This window comes from Paenibacillus andongensis (assembly GCF_025369935.1).
GTDB lineage: Bacteria > Bacillota > Bacilli > Paenibacillales > NBRC-103111 > Paenibacillus_E > Paenibacillus_E andongensis.
Map to the genome: position 1 here is coordinate 3,125,196 of NZ_CP104467.1, position 14,317 is coordinate 3,139,512.

Here is a 14,317-nt window from a genome sequence, read left to right on the forward strand (position 1 = left end):
AGTGCGGGGAGCGCGTGGAAGTGACTTGATAGCGGCGTCGGATGCTCGAATGGAGCGAATGTTTTATCGACGCCTCCTTTTTAATGAGGCTAGAACCTGAGCTGTGGCTCAGGTTTATTTGCGTTTCTTTTTCCCTCTATCAGAAAAATTCTAGTGATTTGGGTTCTATCGAAGGAGCTCGTTTCATAGATTAAAGTAAGATAGATTAGGAGGAATCAAACTATGAAATGGACATCAGCTACTTTGAATCTCAGCCATGTTCGGAAAACGTTTCAGAGCGCAAGTTCCGTCGGGAAAACATTTTTTATACTCAGTTTCGGCACCTTAGCTTTATTTGTTCTTATTGGCGTAGGTGGATTCCTGCAGAATAGAGTCATTACAACTTCGCCAGTTTCATCCATGAAGAGTTTGGCTGCATCCGTCACGAATCAATTTTTTATCGATATGCTGGGCATGGAAGTGCCTCATCTACATAAAGATCAGAAGAAATTTACATTTTCTCAGCATAATGTGTTTCATTTCGCTTTTCAGTTCATGACGGACATTAATCCCAGCGATCCCAAAAGTCTCGTAGCTAGTGAAGTTCCAGGTATGGATGTAAATAAAACGACGGTCTTGGTAAAAGGGAGCGATACGAATCCCAGTGATCCTATTGATTACAATCCAAGCTCCCAGGATCTAGAGGCAGAGGCGAAAAATCCTCAGCCATCTCCATCACCAGAACCTTCACCTGTGGGTGGTGCCGCCCCGATTACAAATCCAACAGGACAACCGCCTAGAACGGCCGGGGATAATATAGCTTTCATTTATCAAACGCATAGCAATGAGTCTTTTTTGCCGGAGTTAAAAGGTGTTACGGATCCTGACAAGGCTTATAGTGATAAGGTGAATATCATTTCCGTAGGTCAAAGATTAGCTCAAAATTTGGAGAAGGACGGCATTGGTGCTGTACATTCCAAAACGGTCTACCCGAGTACTGTCAAAAATTTCGAATACCCGTACTCCTACAAATATTCCTTGAAAACGCTACAGGAAGCTGCTGCTTCCCATCCGGATTTGCAATACTATTTCGATATTCATCGGGATTCCGCTGCGCGTAGTAAAACGACCGCAACCTTCGACGGCAAAGATTATGCCCAGGTGTATTTCATCATCGGAGGTAAAAATCCGAATTGGAAAAAGAACGAGGAATTCGCGAGCAAGATTCATCAGGCGTTAGAAGCCAAGCATCCCGGCATTTCCAAAGGCATTCATGCGAAAGAAGCCAGTGAAGGCAACGGATTATATAATCAGAACTTTTCGCCAAATAATATATTGATTGAGGTCGGCGGTCCATACAATTCACTCGAAGAGTGCTATCGAACAACAGATTGGTTGGCAGATGCAATTTCAGAGGTCATTTTGAACGCGAAGAAAGTGGATGCACCGGTTGTAACCCCTAAACAGTCGTAAAAGCCAGCTTTGCTAAGGCAAAACTCAGCAAGTGCTTGCGAAGTCAGTTTTCTTACGAAAACTCTAAGTATATGCTTTCGAAGTCAGTTTTCTTACGAAAACTCTAAGGAGGATCTCAAAATGAGGCTGAGGCATTTTTATGTGAAAGTAGGCTTGTTTGGACTCTTGTTATTGTTCTGTATTTTATTCGGAGTCAGCTTGGCGTCGAGCGGTATGGATCGTATACAAGGACCTCAGCCATCCTCTAAAGCTTCGCAGGAGCCTGCTGTCAAAACGCCAACTGGAAATGTAGCACAAGTTAAGACGTCACCAACGCCATCTCCCAAAGCAGACGCAGCAGCGAAAGCTAATACTATCGTGAAACCGCAAGCTGAAAAAAAGGCGGAACCTGTTGCTGATCACGATAATTCATTAAATCATGTTGGGAATAAATTAGGGGACTTTCTGCAGATTGCATCGCATCACGGAATTAAGTTATTCGTGTCCTTGTTTGATGCCATCTTAGGGAAAGGTTAAGGGGTACATTGCTGCAACTTCCCACAACTGCTATAATGAAAATTATTTGCATGTAGTGGGGGTTAGTCTTTAGCATGACGGACATTCGAGAAAGACAACAAAGAATTCGCAACTTTTCAATTATCGCTCACATCGATCATGGTAAGTCAACACTTGCCGACCGTATATTGGAATACACGGGCGCATTATCAACGCGTGAGATGCAGGAGCAAGTTCTCGATCAGATGGATCTGGAGCGGGAACGCGGAATTACGATTAAACTTCAGGCGGTTAGATTAGCTTATCGTGCCGACAATGGCATCGATTATATTCTTAATTTAATTGATACACCGGGACATGTAGACTTTACATATGAAGTATCCCGAAGTCTTGCTGCTTGTGAAGGCGCTCTGCTAGTTGTAGACGCTGCACAAGGTATCGAAGCGCAAACGCTTGCTAACGTGTACCTGGCATTGGAAAATAATTTAGAAATTTTACCTGTTATCAATAAAATTGATCTGCCTAGTGCTGATCCTGATAAAGTAAAGCAGGAAATCGAGGACGTTATCGGACTAGATGCCAGCGAGGCTGTCCATGCTTCAGCGAAAGCCGGTATTGGGATTAAAGAGATCATCGAGCAAATTTGTGAGAAAGTACCGGCTCCGCAAGGAAATCCGGACAACCCGCTCAAAGCATTGATCTTCGATTCTCATTACGATAGCTACAAAGGTGTAATCGTATATGTGCGTGTCGTTGATGGTTCGATTAAAGCGGGCTCCAAAATCAAGATGATGGCAACCAATAAGGTGTTTGAGGTTATTGAGGTAGGAGCATTCAAACCTAGAATGTCCTCTGTACCTTCCCTCGAAGTTGGAGATGTAGGCTTCATCGTTGCGGGTATCAAGAATGTTGGCGATACACGTGTAGGGGATACCGTGACTGAAGCGGATCGCCCGTCACCTGAAGCGCTGCCAGGCTACCGTCGGATCAACCCGATGGTGTTCTGCGGACTATATCCGATTGAAACGACGGATTACAACGATCTGCGTGAAGCTTTGCAGAAGCTGGAGCTAAATGATGCTTCCCTGCGTTTTGAACCGGAAACATCGACGGCTTTAGGTTTTGGCTTCCGATGCGGATTCTTAGGTCTGCTGCACATGGAAATTATTCAGGAGCGGATTGAGCGTGAGTTCAATATTCCGTTAATTACGACGGCGCCAAGCGTTATCTATCGCATCACATTAACGAATGGCGATGTGATAGAAATCGATAATCCATCGAACTATCCAGATCCACAGCGAATAGACTTCGTTGAAGAGCCTTATGTCAAAGCATCAGTTATTGTTCCGAATGATTATGTAGGAACGATTATGGAGCTTTGCCAAGGCAAACGCGGTGAATATTTGAATATGGAATATCTGGATACCAATCGTGTGACATTAACGTACGAAATCCCGTTATCCGAGATCGTTTATGATTTCTTCGATATGTTGAAATCAAGAACCAAGGGCTATGCTTCATTTGACTATGAAGTATCCGGCTATAAGAAATCGAATCTCGTGAAAATGGACATTCTTTTGAATTCAGAGCAAGTAGATGCTCTCTCCTTCATCGTTCATCGTGATACCGCGTATCATCGTGGCAAAATCATTTGTGATAAGCTGAAGGAACTGATTCCGCGGCAAATGTTCGAAGTGCCGATTCAAGCGGCGATTGGGCAAAAGATCGTGGCGCGTGAGACGGTTAAAGCGATGCGTAAAAACGTACTCGCCAAATGTTACGGCGGTGACATTTCAAGGAAGCGTAAGCTCCTTGATAAGCAAAAAGAAGGTAAGAAACGCATGAAGCAAGTCGGCAGCGTAGAAGTGCCACAAGAAGCGTTCATGGCTGTTCTCAAAATCGACGAATAGCTTGTAATGAAATCGAAGAATAGATGGAAATGAATGAGAAGCCGGGGTGGCAGAGTAACTCTGCCCCTTGGCTTTTTCTTAGTTGATACTAAGTAAAAGTTTTGTACTTTGCTTTGCGTCAACCTTGACAAACCGCCCGCCCCTGAGACCGGCGGAGTTGTTTATCCTAGTTAGAAAGGAAATACCCCTATGTTAGTAACCTATACGGCCCCAACCGCTGTGTATATTCATATCCCTTTTTGCACAAACAAATGCCATTATTGCGATTTCAACTCTTATGTACTCAAAGGCCAACCTGTCATGGAGTATCTGGATGCGCTTGAGCGCGAGATGGAACTTACGGTTAGAAATAATCCACCGAGCAAGGTGGAAACGATTTTCGTGGGCGGGGGAACACCAACTGTGCTGCTTCCTGATCAAATGGAGCGGTTTCTGCGCATGGTTCGTACGTATTTTCCGGCAGATAGCGCAGAAGTTGAGTTTTCCATGGAAGCAAACCCAGGAACGACGGATGAAGATAAGCTTGCCGTTATGAAAGAAGGCGGCGTTAATCGGATTAGTTTCGGTGTGCAATCTTTCAATAATGATTTGCTTGCTGCGATTGGGCGCATTCATAATACAGATGACGTGCATAGAAGCATCGCAAATGCCAAAAAGCTAGGTTTCGATAACCTTTCTATTGACTTGATGTTCGGACTTCCCAAACAAACCGTGGATATTATGCAGGCTACGTTAGATGAGGCCTTATCTCTGGATCTGCAGCATTACTCCATCTATAGCTTAAAAGTAGAAGAGAATACGTTGTTTCACACATTATTCAATAAGAATCAACTGCCTCTTCCAAGTGAAGATGAAGAAGTTGATATGTACGAACTCATCATGAAGAGGCTAGAAGCAGCGGGTTATAAGCAATATGAAATCAGCAACTTTGCTAAACCGGGTCGAGAGAGCAGGCATAACACGATGTACTGGCGCAATCGTTCCTACTATGGACTTGGTGCAGGGGCTCATGGATACATGAATGGCCAGCGTCATGTGAATGTGAAGGGAATTCAACCTTATATCGATGCTTCCAAAGTAGGCTTACCGATCATGGAACAATTTGAGGTAACGCGGCAGGAAGCTATGGAAGACTTCATGATGGTTGGTTTGCGTTTGCTGGAAGGTGTGCGGAACGCAGATTTCATCGATCAATTCGGAATCAATATCGAATCACAATTCGGGGAAACCTTAAATGGCTGGCTGCGAAAACAGCTGCTTGAACAAACGCCAGATGGGTATCGATTGTCCAAACATGGCATCCTGCTTGGCAACGAGGTTTTTGCTTCGTTCCTTGCTTAGTTGGGTAACATAGAGGACCTGTTTTGAAACAAATTTGATGCAAAAAACTCTTGTGCAAATATACGGATTATTGTATATTTATACAGTAATCCACAAGCGAATCAGCGGCAAAGCCGTAGTGGCGCTAGCGTGGGTTTTATGCATTTTTGTTGCGATTGGTGGGATGACAGTGAATCTATCAACTACAGTGTCCGTTAGAAAAGCTTCGATAAGCGATATTGAGAAGCTGTATGATATTATACAAGGCTATGCCAAACAGGGGATTATGCTGCCGCGGAGCAAAGAGATGCTGGAGGAGCAGATTGACACTTTCGTTGTCGCTGAATCGGATGGCTTGCTGATTGGCTGCGGCTCCCTCACACGGCTTGGGCCTGATCTTGTTGAGATTCGCTCACTTGGGATGACCCCGGGCTACAAGGGACAAGGAATTGGCGGGAAACTTGTGAACTTCTTAGTTGAAGAGGCAAGGAGTCAAGGAATTATTAAAGTGATGGCGCTCACGTATGAAGTCGCGTTTTTTCAAAAAAACGGCTTTACCCTCGTGCCCAAAGAGATTTTTCCAGAGAAGGTTTGGAAAGATTGTATGCATTGCAAAAAACAGTATTGCTGCGACGAAATCGCCGTACTTAAACGTTTGGATTGACTTGACAACAGACCTTAGGGTCTGTTATTTTTGTATTAGGATTTAGCACTCACTAAATACGAGTGCTAACGAAAGCGGCAAATAGTGATTTGTGAAGAGGAGGGGTACCTTATGTTGACGGAGCGTCAGCGCATGATTTTAAGTGCTATCATTGATGATTATGTTCGTTCAGCAGAGCCAATTGGTTCGCGAAGTATTTCGAAGCGGGGCAATGTCGGGTTCAGTCCGGCGACGATCCGTAACGAGATGTCTGATCTCGAAGAAATGGGTTATTTGGAGCAGCCCCATACGTCCGCAGGCCGTATACCCTCGCACAAAGGATATCGCTATTATGTCGATCATTTGCTGCAACACGGTACCTTGCATAATAACGATTTGGACTCCATGAAGGGTGCTTTTGCTGAACGCATTCAAGAGATGGAAGGTGTGATCCAGCATGTTGCGGGAATGCTCTCCAGTCTTACGAATTATACATCGATCGTGCTGGGTCCTGAGGTATTCAGTACAACGCTGAAACACCTACAGATTATCCCGCTTACAGAGACGACAGCCGTAGCCATTATTGTTATGAATACGGGTCATGTGGAGAATAAAACAGTTTCCATTCCTGAAGGCATACGGATGTCTGAGATCGAGAAGGTCGTTAATATTCTGAATGCAAAGCTTAAAAATGTCCCGTTGATTGAGTTTAAATCTAGGCTTTATAATGAAATTTCGAGCGAGTTAAGCAAATATGTGAATGGGTATCAAGAGCTTCTTGCGGTTGTGGAAAGCGTGCTTCAAAGCAATGAGAAGGATCGCGTCTTCCTAAGCGGTATGACGAATATGTTGACCCAGCCCGAGTTCAAGGATGTTGACAAGGTCAAGAGCATTTTTGATCTATTGGAAGAAGCACCAACCCTTATCAAATTGTTTACTTCGGCAAATGAAGGCATTGAGATCAAAATTGGTGCTGAAAATAGTATTGAAGCTATCAATAATTGCAGCTTAATTACGGCCTCCTATTCGATCGGTGATAAGCCTCTTGGAACGATAGGGATTTTGGGGCCAACCCGAATGGAATACGGCAGGGTTATTAGCTTAATGGAGCATTTGTCGAAGCATCTCGAAGTCGTTCTTGGGCGTTGGTATGGCAAATGAGCGGAATGAAAACAGTTCATAGCGAGGGTGAGGAACGTTACTCTACGCTGGTCAACAATGCTGCTGCTGTAAGAGCGATTTGTTCGGCAGTCGAGGGGACGCTTGGACCCAAGGGTCTCGATACCATGTTGGTTGGCGGGCAGGGTGAAGTTATCATTACCAATGATGGCGTAACTATTTTGGAAAAAATGGACGTCACCCATCCCGCGGCCAGGTTGATGATTCAGGTCGCACGCAGCCAGCAACGCCAAATCGGCGACGGGACAACGACGGCAACGGTTCTTGCCGGAGCATTAGTGCAAGAAGGCGTCGCTCAGGTGACGCGCGGCGTACCGGTTGCGAAGGTCGTCAGCGGTATGCTGCAAGGCATCGAGCTGGCGGTCACGAGCTTACAGAACCGCAGCCGCGCGATTGTCGGCTTAGATGATAGCGCGCTGAAGCGCATTGCTATCACAGCCGGCAGGGAGCAAGCGGATATCGCAAAGCTCATCGTTCAGGCAGCCGAAGCGGTCGGCGAGGCGAAGCTTCGCGAAGACGGCTATCGCTTCGCGGACAGCGTGCTCGCCCACGAAGAAGCGAGCAGCGAGGTATGGACCGGCATTCTGCTGAATCAGAAGCCGATGAACCTGCATCTGGAGCATGAGCAGCGAGATGCTCGAATCCTCGTGCTGCATGATGCCTTGGAGCCTGAGGCGGTCAGCGAAGAAGCGCTGGTTACCGAGGCAGGCTTCCAGCGCTACATGCAGCTGCGGGAGCAGTTCCGCAGCAGCTTAGGCTTGCTGCTGGAGCTTGGCGTCGGTCTGATCGCATCAGACCGCGGGGTTGACCCCGAGGCGGAGCAGTTCTGCTCCGACCATGGCATTCTCGTGCTGCAGCGGCTGTCCCGCAGGGACATGCAGCTGCTCAGCGAGCATACCGGCGCTAGGCCGGTGCGGCGCACGGCACTGCGCAAGAGCGCGCCGGAGCTCGGCGCCGCCCTCGGGCACGCGGGCTATGCCGCGTACGACGAGCGGCTGGAGCGCGTGCGCGTAGCGCAAGGTCACGGGCAGCAGCACGTGACCGTGATCGTTGGCGCCGCGACACGCGAAGCGGCGCATGAGCGCTCGCGCATCGCGAAGGACGCAGCGTCAGCCGTTCAAGCCGCCGTCCGCGGCGGGTACTTGCCCGGAGGCGGCGCCGCGGAGATGGCGGTCGCCCATGATCTCGAGCGTGTCCGCGAGACGATGAAGGGCATGGAAGGCTTCGGTGTTGCCGCTGTCGCAGGGGCACTTCGCAAGCCGGTGGCCCAGATTGTCGTCAATGCGGGGTACAATCCGCTCGAGAAGGTTGAAGAGCTGAAAGCCGCACAGATTGCAATGGAAACCGACAGTCTCGGTATCGATTGCGATACCGGACAAGTGACTGACTTCTTAGAAGCAGGCATTGTGGATCCAGCTGATGTGAAAATTCACGCACTGCAAGCGGCTGGAGAAGTCGCTGCCGCTGTGCTGCGTATTCATACGGTTATTAAGATGAAGCAGCCTTTTGAAGAAGCCTAAAGATGGGCAAACTGACGTCAGAGAGATTATGATGTATTATTTTTAGGAGGTGAAGGACAATTGAGTACTGGAGATAACAAAACAGCCGAGCAAGACGTGAACACTACATACGCAGCCGAAGGCGAACAAGCCGCTGAACAGCAAGAAGCGGTAGACCAAGATTCGCAAGCGGAGGTTTCTGAAGAAACCAAAGAAGTAAGCGAGTTGGAAACGGCGCGTGTGCAAGCAGAAGAAAACTATCAGCGTTTATTACGCGTTCAAGCGGACTTCGACAACTTCCGACGCCGCGCTAGAGCGGAGAAAGAAGATTTCGCGAAATACGCTTCGCTTAAATTGATTGAACAGCTTTTACCGATTGTAGATAACTTCGATCGCGCGCTGTCTTCAAGCAAAGAGACGAAGGATTTCGACGCTTTGGTGAAAGGCTTGGATATGACGTATCGCGGTATCGATCAACTGCTAACAGCAGAAGGACTTAAACCGATCGATTCTGTAGGTCAACCGTTCAATCCTGAATTCCACCAAGCGGTTATGCAGGTTGAATCCGAGGAACACGAAGAAGGTATCGTGGTAGAAGAACTGCAAAAAGGCTACATTCTCAAAGATAAAGTCATCCGACCAGCTATGGTCAAAGTTAGCGTGTAAGAGATCTTATTTTTCTCAACTTCAAATAAACGAAATGTTCCATAGGAGCAAAAGGAGGCAGCTTTACATGAGTAAAGTAATTGGTATTGACTTAGGTACAACAAATTCTTGCGTTGCCGTAATGGAAGGCGGCGAAGCCGTCGTAATTCCTAACCCGGAGGGTAACCGTACAACCCCTTCTGTAGTTGGTTTTAAGAAAGATGGCGAGCGCGTTGTTGGTGAAACAGCAAAGCGTCAAGCCATCACAAACCCAGACAAAACAATTAGCTCGATCAAACGTCACATTGGTACTAACCACAAAGAACACATCGATGGCAAAGACTACACGCCACAAGAAATCTCAGCGATTATTCTGCAAAAGCTGAAAGCTGATGCTGAAGCTTACCTTGGTCAAACCGTAACACAAGCCGTTATTACGGTTCCAGCTTATTTCAATGACAGCCAACGTCAAGCTACAAAAGATGCTGGTAAAATTGCCGGTCTTGAAGTTCTTCGTATCGTCAATGAACCAACTGCAGCAGCTCTAGCTTACGGTTTGGAAAAAACAGAAGATCAAACAATTCTCGTTTATGACCTTGGTGGCGGTACATTTGACGTATCTATCCTTGAATTAGGCGATGGTTTCTTTGAAGTTAAAGCGACAAGTGGAGACAACAAGCTTGGCGGCGACGACTTCGACCAAGTCATCATCGATTACCTCGTAGCTGAATTCAAAAAAGAGCAAGGCATCGACCTTTCCAAAGATAAAGCAGCGGTACAACGTTTGAAAGATGCAGCTGAAAAAGCGAAAAAAGAGCTTTCCGGCGTTCTGACAACAACGGTTTCCCTGCCGTTCATTACTGTAGCTGACGGCGTTCCTCAGCATTTGGAGTTGAACCTAACTCGTGCGAAGTTCGAAGAGCTTTCCGCTCATCTTGTTGAAAGAACACTTGGACCAACTCGTCAAGCACTGCAAGATTCCGGTTTGTCTACTAGCCAAATCGACAAAGTTGTTCTTGTCGGTGGATCCACGCGTATCCCAGCGGTTGTTGATGCTATCAAAAAATTGACGGGTAAAGAGCCTCATAAAGGCGTTAACCCAGATGAAGTTGTTGCTCTTGGCGCTGCTGTTCAAGCGGGCGTATTGACAGGTGAAGTGAAAGACGTCGTACTTCTTGACGTAACTCCTCTTTCCCTGGGTATCGAAACAGCGGGTGGCGTATTCACGAAAATGATCGACCGTAATACAACGATCCCTACAACGAAATCACAAGTGTACTCCACTTACGCAGATAACCAAACTAGCGTTGAGATTCACGTACTTCAAGGTGAGCGTTCGATGGCTAGCGGGAACAAAACACTTGGCCGTTTCATGCTTGGTGATATTCCTCCGGCTCCACGCGGCGTTCCACAAATCGAAGTTAGCTTTGACATCGATGCGAACGGTATCGTTAACGTGTCTGCTCTCGATAAAGGTACAGGTAAAAGCCAAAAAATCACCATCACTTCTTCCAGCGGCTTAAGCGATGCGGAAGTTGAACAAATGGTGAAAGACGCGGAAGCTCATGCCGAAGAAGACCGTATCCGTAAAGAGCTTGTAGAAGCTCGCAACGAAGCGGATCAATTGGTATATTCCGTTGACAAAACGATCAAAGATCTTGGTGACAAAGTAGACCAAGGCGAGATCGACAAAGCGAATGCTGCGAAAGAGAAAGTGACAGCTGCTCTAGCTGGAAACGAACTCGAAGCGATCAAAAAAGCAACAGAAGAGTTGACTGAAGTTATTCAACAACTTTCCGTGAAATTGTATGAGCAAGCTTCTGCTGCACAAGGTGCTGAAGGCGCGGCTGGCGCTGGCGAAGCCCCTAAAGGCAGAGAAAATGTTGTCGACGCTGACTACGAAGTTGTTGACGAACCTAAAAAATAATCATATCCTATTGAGATGAAGTTTAAAAAGTTGACTTTGAAAGCCATTTTTTAAACACTTATTTGAATGAAAACGTATGAGTCAAAGCCAACAGGAGGTTCTCCGTGGCTTTGACTTTCCGTTTGTAGTCTTGAACATGGGAGTGGAACAATGAGTAAACGTGATTATTATGAGGTGCTTGGGCTAGGCAAAGATGCATCGCAAGATGAAATTAAGAAGGCTTACCGTAAAATGGCTCGTCAGTATCACCCTGACGTGAACAAAGCCGCAGATGCGGAAGATAAATTCAAAGAAGCGAAAGACGCATATGATGTTTTGAGCGATGATCAGAAAAAAGCCCAATATGATCGCTTTGGTCATGTAGATCCTAACCAAGGTATGGGCGGCCAAGACTTCAGCGGCGGCTTTGGGGATATTTTTGATATGTTCTTTGGCGGTGGCGGCGGTGGAAATCGTCGTAATCCGAATGCTCCGCAGCGCGGGAACGATTTGCAATACACAATGACGATTGAGTTCAAAGAAGCGATTTTCGGGAAAGAGACCGATATCCATATTCCTCGAACTGAAAATTGTGATACGTGTAACGGATCAGGTGCTAAGCCAGGTACGAAGCCGGAAACTTGCGGCGGTTGTCAAGGCAGCGGGCAGCAGGAAGTCGTACAGAATACAGCGTTTGGCCGTATTGTTAACCGTCGTGTATGTACGGTTTGTAATGGTCAAGGGAAAATCATCAAAGAAAAATGCGGAACGTGTCATGGCGCTGGCAAGGTGAAAAAACAGCGTACCATTCACATCAAGATTCCTGCTGGTGTTGATGATGGCGCACAATTGCGTGTCTCCGGCGAAGGTGAAGGCGGAACTCGCGGAGGCCCTGCGGGCGACCTTTACGTCGTTATTCGTGTGAAAACACACGAATTCTTCGAACGTGAAGGCAATGACGTTTACTGTGAAGTTCCATTAACCTTCATGCAGGCAGCGTTAGGTGATGAGATCGAGATTCCAACGTTAACTGAAAAGGTTAAACTCAAAATTCCTGCAGGTACGCAGACCGATACGTATTTCCGCTTAAAAGGTAAAGGAGTTCCTCACCTTCGCGGATTCGGTCAAGGGGATCAGCACGTGAAAGTGATCGTGATGACGCCGACGAACCTGAGCGAAGAACAAAAAGATTTGCTCCGTCAATTCGGTAAACAAAGCGGCGAGAATACGCACGAGCAGAATCAGTCCATTTTCGAGCGTATGAAAAGAGCTTTCTTAGGCGATTAGTATTTTAAAAGAATATGGAAACACTCCACTGGGAGATTTTAGCAGATCACAATCTGTTAAAAGCATCTGGTGGAGTGTTTTTATTTTGTGTTGTTTTGTTAACATTTAGCAAATAATTAATTGAATATTTTACATAGCGCAGATGTTTCTATAACCTCCTCTTAATCTCTAATTCTTATACTAGGTTAGGTGAGATACTATTTTTGGAGGGAATACAACTTGAAAAAAAGTCTAAAACAAATCATGGGTTCCGGTTTAAGCATTTCTTTATTGGCAGTAAGCGTAGCGGGGGCGGCATCGGCTGCTGATACTACAACTACAACGCCTGCAACACCTACGACAACGGCGCAATCCAAGAATTTGATTGTCCTTATCGGCGACGGCATGGGTCCGGCAGAAGTAACGGCAGCAAGGTATTACTCCAAAAAGTTTTTAAATAAAGATCGTTTAGAGCTGGATGGCGGTTATTATGTGGGGAAAGCAACGACTTATTCGCAAGCAGGCCCTTACACATCAGAATCCGGAGCGGTAACTGACTCAGCAGCTGCAGGAACTGCCTTCTCGACAGGAAATAAAACGTACAATAATGCGATCAGCGTGTCAAACGGTGATGTTGCGAAGCCATTTGGTTCAGTTGTTGAAGCAGCTATTAAGCAAGGGAAAGCAACTGGTTTAGTAACAACAGATAGTATTGTTGGAGCAACACCAGCTGTGTGGGCTTCCCACGTTCGTCAACGCAGCAATCAAAATGCCATTGCTTCCCAGTACCTGACTAGCGGTGTGAATGTATTCTTTGGTGGTGGTAAAACAAACTTCATTACGAAGGATGAGAAAGGTAAGCGTACCGACAAAAACATCATTCCTGAGTTTGAAGCGAAAGGCTATAAAACAGCTTATGATAAAGCTGGATTAGATGCAATTCCTGCAACTGCTGGTAATGCTCTTGGACTTTTTGCACTTAATGAAATTCCTTATGTGCTTGATCGTGATGATAAAACGCCTAACTTGCCACAATTGACTCAAAAAGCACTCGATATTTTATCCCAAAATAAAAATGGTTTCGTGCTGATGGTAGAACAAGGCCGTATCGATCATGCTGGTCATGCGAATGATCTTCCTGCCAATATTCAAGAGACGCTCGAGCTTGACGCTACTTTCAAAACATTAGTTGATTTCGCAAAAAAAGACGGCAATACATCCGTTGTTGTAACGGCTGACCATGAAACAGGTGGTTTGTCCCTTGCTAGAGACAACGTTTATGAACTGAATGTGGATCTATTTAATAAAGAAAAACATTCCTATGAGTATTTGGACGCGATTTTGAAAACAGCACAAACGGCTGAAGATGTTCGTAAAATTGTTGCGGATAACATAGGTTTCATGGATTTGTCCGATGACGAAGTTGCCCTTATTCTTAAAGGCGACGGTTCATCTTACGGTCGCGGCGGCGGTTACAACGCAGTTGTTTCCAAACGTCTGGCTGTTGGCTGGACAGGGCATGGCCATACTGGTGTTGACGTAGGCGTATGGGCTTACGGTCCGATCGCTTCCCTTGTAAAAGGCGATATCGATAACACGGACGTTGCCAAAAGTGGCGCTAAAGTGATTGGTGCTGATCTGACTGCAGCGACGAAAGAACTGCAAGATAAATATTTATACCCGCTTTTCAAAGTAACTCGTGATAATAAAACATTGTTTACAGCAAGATCCCTTGCTGAATCATTAGACATCAAAGTAACTTGGGACGAGAAAACGAAAACGGTTGTTCTTGCTAAAGATAGTCAGCAAATATCGGTTCTAGTTGAAACTGGCGCCATTACCGAAAATGGTGCAGCAAGCGCATTGGTAGGCAATGTGGACAATGGTAAGTTGTATCTGCCTTTAGAAGCATTCAATAAGTTGACAGGCAAAAGCTTTACATGGGATTCCGCTAGCGAGCGAATTTTGAAAAACTAGCAGATCAGGTAAAAGAATGGACAGG

The 14,317-nt window shown here is 46.2% G+C and carries 11 protein-coding genes; all 11 read left to right on the forward strand.

The features are described 5' to 3' along the window. The first annotated feature begins 222 nt into the window (after positions 1 to 222). The 11 genes from spoIIP to NYR53_RS13730 all read left to right on the forward strand — a co-directional run bounded on the left by spoIIP (position 223) and on the right by NYR53_RS13730 (position 14,292). Entirely contained in the window at positions 223 to 1,452 is a 1,230-nt protein-coding gene (gene spoIIP, locus NYR53_RS13680) for a stage II sporulation protein P (RefSeq protein ID WP_261305681.1), read from the forward strand. Positions 1,453 to 1,572: 120 nt separating this feature from the next. Then, complete coding sequence (locus tag NYR53_RS13685) at positions 1,573 to 1,968, forward strand: DUF3679 domain-containing protein (RefSeq protein WP_261305682.1); 396 nt, start codon at positions 1,573 to 1,575, stop codon at positions 1,966 to 1,968. Positions 1,969 to 2,042: 74 nt separating this feature from the next. Then, positions 2,043 to 3,857: a translation elongation factor 4 gene (gene lepA / locus NYR53_RS13690; RefSeq protein WP_261305683.1), complete on the forward strand. Its 1,815-nt coding sequence runs from the start codon at positions 2,043 to 2,045 to the stop codon at positions 3,855 to 3,857. 189 nt (positions 3,858 to 4,046) lie between these two features. Further along, entirely contained in the window at positions 4,047 to 5,198 is a 1,152-nt protein-coding gene (gene hemW, locus NYR53_RS13695; RefSeq protein WP_261305684.1) for a radical SAM family heme chaperone HemW, read from the forward strand. A gap of 163 nt (positions 5,199 to 5,361) precedes the next feature. Next, on the forward strand, positions 5,362 to 5,841 hold the full coding sequence (locus NYR53_RS13700) for an N-acetyltransferase (protein WP_261306361.1): 480 nt from the start codon (positions 5,362 to 5,364) through the stop codon (positions 5,839 to 5,841). Positions 5,842 to 5,952: 111 nt separating this feature from the next. Continuing rightward, positions 5,953 to 6,981 carry a heat-inducible transcriptional repressor HrcA gene (hrcA, locus tag NYR53_RS13705; RefSeq protein WP_029193542.1) on the forward strand — a complete coding sequence of 343 codons (1,029 nt, stop codon included), beginning with the start codon at positions 5,953 to 5,955 and terminating at the stop codon, positions 6,979 to 6,981. Next, complete coding sequence (locus NYR53_RS13710) at positions 6,978 to 8,519, forward strand: TCP-1/cpn60 chaperonin family protein (RefSeq protein ID WP_261305685.1); 1,542 nt, start codon at positions 6,978 to 6,980, stop codon at positions 8,517 to 8,519. Before hrcA ends, NYR53_RS13710 begins: the two co-directional genes overlap by 4 nt. 60 nt (positions 8,520 to 8,579) lie before the next feature. Continuing rightward, positions 8,580 to 9,164 (forward strand): nucleotide exchange factor GrpE, encoded by a 585-nt coding sequence (gene grpE / locus NYR53_RS13715; RefSeq protein WP_261305686.1) that lies wholly within the window; start codon positions 8,580 to 8,582, stop codon positions 9,162 to 9,164. Between the two features lie 67 nt (positions 9,165 to 9,231). Continuing rightward, complete coding sequence (gene dnaK / locus NYR53_RS13720) at positions 9,232 to 11,070, forward strand: molecular chaperone DnaK (protein ID WP_261305687.1); 1,839 nt, start codon at positions 9,232 to 9,234, stop codon at positions 11,068 to 11,070. A 150-nt stretch (positions 11,071 to 11,220) separates the two neighbouring features. Beyond that, complete coding sequence (dnaJ, locus tag NYR53_RS13725) at positions 11,221 to 12,336, forward strand: molecular chaperone DnaJ (RefSeq protein ID WP_261305688.1); 1,116 nt, start codon at positions 11,221 to 11,223, stop codon at positions 12,334 to 12,336. Between the two features lie 219 nt (positions 12,337 to 12,555). Then, positions 12,556 to 14,292: an alkaline phosphatase gene (locus tag NYR53_RS13730; RefSeq protein ID WP_261305689.1), complete on the forward strand. Its 1,737-nt coding sequence runs from the start codon at positions 12,556 to 12,558 to the stop codon at positions 14,290 to 14,292. Positions 14,293 to 14,317: the final 25 nt, after the last annotated feature.

Excerpts from the sequence above, each read along its gene's own strand:
- spoIIP (WP_261305681.1), top strand. The coding sequence starts at position 223 with ATGAAATGGACATCAGCTACTTTGAATCTCAGCCATGTTCGGAAAACG.
- NYR53_RS13685 (WP_261305682.1), top strand. The coding sequence starts at position 1,573 with ATGAGGCTGAGGCATTTTTATGTGAAAGTAGGCTTGTTTGGACTCTTG.
- lepA (WP_261305683.1), top strand. The coding sequence starts at position 2,043 with ATGACGGACATTCGAGAAAGACAACAAAGAATTCGCAACTTTTCAATT.
- hemW (WP_261305684.1), top strand. The coding sequence starts at position 4,047 with ATGTTAGTAACCTATACGGCCCCAACCGCTGTGTATATTCATATCCCT.
- NYR53_RS13700 (WP_261306361.1), top strand. The coding sequence starts at position 5,362 with ATGACAGTGAATCTATCAACTACAGTGTCCGTTAGAAAAGCTTCGATA.
- hrcA (WP_029193542.1), top strand. The coding sequence starts at position 5,953 with ATGTTGACGGAGCGTCAGCGCATGATTTTAAGTGCTATCATTGATGAT.
- NYR53_RS13710 (WP_261305685.1), top strand. The coding sequence starts at position 6,978 with ATGAGCGGAATGAAAACAGTTCATAGCGAGGGTGAGGAACGTTACTCT.
- dnaK (WP_261305687.1), top strand. The coding sequence starts at position 9,232 with ATGAGTAAAGTAATTGGTATTGACTTAGGTACAACAAATTCTTGCGTT.
- dnaJ (WP_261305688.1), top strand. The coding sequence starts at position 11,221 with ATGAGTAAACGTGATTATTATGAGGTGCTTGGGCTAGGCAAAGATGCA.